The following is a 3265-nucleotide window of genomic DNA, read 5'->3' as shown; positions in this document are numbered from 1 at the left end:
GCCGAAAAGTCTGTGCGCGCGTAAAAACCGGCGTCAAAGCCACCAAAAGGGATGCTCGACCGGCATGCGCGGCTGTGCTTGCGATACACATTGTGTTCACCGGTCGCCTCCTGGCGGCAACCGCTTTTCGACCCAAGCGGGCGGATGAGAACCGAAGCGAACCGAAGCGGACCGATGCGGTCCGGCCGGATCCGAACCGAAGGGAGCCGCGACCGTGCAGCGTAGGGGGTATGTCCCGGGCGCAGCCGCGCTCCTCGCGGTGCTGCTCACCGCCTGTTCGGGCGGTTCGGGCACCGGCGAGACCGCCGACGACGCCAAGCCCGGCGAGGCCTCCGCGAGCCAGACCGCCGAGCCCGGCCGTTACCGCACCCTCGCCGACCCGTGCCGCTCGGTGGACCACGGCACCCTCGACGCGATGCTGCCCGGCCTGAAGCAGCTCGACGAGGAGCAGCGGAGCAAGGCGTACGAGGGCTCCGCGGCGGTCACGTACGACACCGACCGGCGCGTGGGGTGCTCCTGGAAGGTGGAGTCGGCGGACGCCACCCACCATCTGAATGTCGACTTCGAGCGCGTCGTGTCGTACGACGGCGGCGTGAGCGACGACTCGCGTGCCGGTGAGGTGTACGCGAAGAAGGCGAGCGCCGCCGACCTGCCGGAGCCGAGCCCGGACGAGGAGCAGTCGTCGGGCACGGCCGACGCCACCCAGGACGGGGACGCGAAGGGCAAGGGCAGCGGCGACGGTTCGAAGTCGCCCTCGTCCGGGGCCTCCGACGGCAAGGGCGAGACCTCCGAGTCCCCCAAGGACGCCGAGAACACCGAGAACACCGAGAACACCAAGAGCGGCGACGCCAAGAACCCTGACGGCGACACCGAGGACACCCAGCACCCCGAGGGCGGCGAGAGCGGCGAGAGCAGCACCGGCGACGAGGGGTCCGAGGGCCTCGACGTACCGCCGGAACTGCTGCCGCGCACGCTCGGCGGTCTCGGCGACGAGGCGTTCGTCGACGACCGCCTGAGCTCGGCGGGTTCGACGTCCCGGCACCGGACCGTGACTGTGGTGTTCCGCACGTCCAACGTGGTCGTGACGATCCAGTACGACGAGCAGCCGACCGCCGCCGGCGAGCTGCCGGACAGCAAGGAACTGCAGGACAGGGCCCGGGAACTGGCGGGCCGGCTGGCCGAGCAGTTCATCGACTGAGCGGCCCGGGACGCCCACCCCAGGACCCCTGCCGCCCCCTGTCACCTTTACGTATCCCTCACGACCCACGCACCTTCCGCGTACCGTGGCTGAGCGGAATCCGCACGGAACCGGAACCGCCGCACGGAACCGGTACCGAACGCACGACTGATGAGCGAAGGAACCATGCACCGAAAAGGACCGCGATTCACCCGCATACTCGCCGCCTGCGCAGCCGTACCGGTGATCCTCACGGCAGCGGCCTGCTCCTCCGACTCGGGTTCGGGTTCGGGAGACGGCGGGGGCAAGAGCGACTCGGGCTCGAAGTCCTCCGCGGCGCCTGGCGGCAAGGACAAGCCCGCGACTGTCGAGAAGGCGGCGTTCGACACGCTGCCCGACGCGTGCAAGGCCCTGAAGGGTGACACGGTCGAGGACCTGGTCCCGGGCGTCGACGAGAAGTCGGGCAAGTCGGCCAACTCCGAGGACACCGCGACCCGCGGTTCCTGCTCCTGGAACGGCCTGGACAGCGACGGCACCAAGGGCTCGAAGTTCCACTGGCTGAGCGTCGGCCTGATGCGTTACGACTCCAACGCCACCCTCGGCAGCGGCAACGAGCTGGCCAAGGCCCAGTTGACGAAGAAGCTCGAGGAGGCCAAGACCCTCGACGGCGCCAAGAACGTCGAGACGAAGACGCTCAAGGGTGTCGGCGACGAGGCCACGCTGGTCACCTTCGACCAGAAGAAGAAGGAGGGCGACTTCAAGAACCACCGCGTGGTCGCCCGCGTCGAGAACGCCGTCGTCGTCCTCGACTACAACGGTGCGGGCCTGGCCGGCGCCAAGGACCCGGACTCCAAGGAGATGGCGAAGGACGCGCAGGACGCGGCCGAGAAGGCCGTCGCCGCCGTCGTCGCCGCCAACAAGGACAAGTCCGGCACCGGCAAGTCCTCCGGCGGTAGCTCCACGGACTCGTCCTCGTCCGACAAGGCCGCCTCGTCCGGCGGCAGTTCGGACGACGGCGACAGCGACAGCGACTCGGGCAAGACGACGAAGAAGCCCCGCACCAGGAACTGACGGCCGATCGCCGTACGAGCACAGTACGAGCACACATCGCCGTACGAGCACAAATCACCGTACGAACACAGAGAGAAGCCCGGTCACCGACGGTGGCCGGGCTTCTCCCGTCCGAGGCCCCAACTCCGTACCGCCCCGCACCCTCCCGTACGCGTGTGCCAGGCTGTGCGACGCAACAAGCCGAACAGGGAGGGGTACGCGGGTGGCCGCGATGCAGCTGACACGAACGCACCGGATACTCATCGGGGTGGTCGTCGCCGGTGCGGTGGTCATCGCCGGGATCGGCTTCGCCGGGTCCTACGCGGCCGTACGTGAACTGGCCCTGAAGAAGGGCTTCGGCACCTTCTCCTACGTCTTCCCGATCGGTATCGACGCGGGCATCTGTGTCCTGCTCGCGCTCGATCTGCTGCTGACCTGGATCCGGATCCCGTTCCCGTTGCTGCGGCAGACCGCGTGGCTGCTCACCGCGGCGACGATCGCGTTCAACGGCGCGGCCGCCTGGCCCGACCCGCTCGGCGTCGGCATGCACGCCGTCATCCCGATCCTCTTCGTCGTCTCCGTCGAGGCCGCCCGGCACGCCATCGGCCGGATCGCCGACATCACCGCCGACAAGCACATGGAGGGCGTCCGGCTCACCCGCTGGCTGCTCTCCCCCGGCCCCACGTTCCTGCTGTGGCGCCGGATGAAGCTCTGGGAACTGCGCTCCTACGAGCAGGTGATCAAGCTCGAACAGGAACGCCTCGTCTACCAGGCCCGGTTGCGCTCCCGCTACGGCCGCCACTGGCGCCGCAAGGCCCCCGTCGAGTCCCTGATGCCGCTGCGCCTCGCGCGCTACGGCGTCCCGCTCGCCGACACCGCGCCCGCGGGCCTGGCCGCCGCCGGTATCGAGCCCACGCTCCTGCCGCCCGCCCCGGCCCCGGCACAGCGCCAGCTGGAACCCGCGCACACTCCGCAGCCCGTGGAACCGGAACCCGAACCGGAAGCCAAGGCCGGATCCGCCGATGCCCCCCAGGACCC

General features: G+C 69.7%; 3 protein-coding genes. All 3 read left to right on the top strand.

The genetic code is table 11. The annotated features are described in order from the left end of the window. Positions 1–214 precede the first annotated feature (214 nt). Positions 215–1198, top strand: coding sequence for an ICP22 family protein (locus tag GUY60_RS36180; RefSeq protein WP_161705708.1), 984 nt, complete (start codon positions 215–217; stop codon positions 1196–1198). 150 nt (positions 1199–1348) lie between these two features. Beyond that, positions 1349–2248, top strand: coding sequence for a DUF3558 domain-containing protein (locus tag GUY60_RS36175; RefSeq protein WP_187370214.1), 900 nt, complete (start codon positions 1349–1351; stop codon positions 2246–2248). A gap of 211 nt (positions 2249–2459) precedes the next feature. After that, on the top strand, positions 2460–3265 hold an 806-nt coding region (locus GUY60_RS36170), incomplete at its 3' end, for a DUF2637 domain-containing protein (protein WP_161705706.1).

Origin of the sequence: Streptomyces boluensis, assembly GCF_009908195.1 — a bacterium.
GTDB lineage: Bacteria > Actinomycetota > Actinomycetes > Streptomycetales > Streptomycetaceae > Streptomyces > Streptomyces boluensis.
This window is presented reverse-complemented; position numbering and strand designations above follow the sequence as displayed.

Bases quoted from the DNA above. Each gene is read 5' to 3' on its own strand.
- GUY60_RS36175 (WP_187370214.1), top strand. From the start codon at position 1,349: ATGAGCGAAGGAACCATGCACCGAAAAGGACCGCGATTCACCCGCATA.